1 pseudogene is annotated in these 400 nt (G+C 70.0%); it reads right to left on the bottom strand.

The window, feature by feature from the left end:
* Positions 1 to 400: pseudogene (locus EXE45_RS18150) on the bottom strand (RND transporter); the annotation flags it as partial.

Consider the following 400-nt stretch of genomic DNA (forward strand, 5'->3'; position numbering starts at 1 on the left):
GGTGATCTCGGCGTCGCTGGCGTCGGATTCGACGGCGTAGACGATCCGGGCCGAGCGGCCGTCGTCCGCGAGGTACTCGCCGGTGAAGTCGTCGTACGGCGAGTTCCGCAGCTCGGCGTAGATCCGGTCGAGGTTCCGGTTCGGGCGGCCGTCGTCGAGCGCGGAGTTCTCGACCAGCCGCTCGAACTCGGGGTCCTCCGCGGCGTACGCGTCGATCGCGCTCTGGACGCTCTCGGCGCTGGCGCGGCCGTCGACCGTGACGAACGTGTCGGGCGGGTCGCGCTCTGCGCGCGCGAGGCTGCGGAGGGCGCTGTCGCTGGTCATCCGCCGCTCCACGTAGATGGTGACGGTGTCGTCCTCGCTCGTGGCGAAGTTGTCGGAGAGGAAGTTGATCGTCTCC

The sequence above is a fragment of the Halorubrum sp. SP9 genome (assembly GCF_005435015.1).
Taxonomy (GTDB): domain Archaea; phylum Halobacteriota; class Halobacteria; order Halobacteriales; family Haloferacaceae; genus Halorubrum; species Halorubrum sodomense.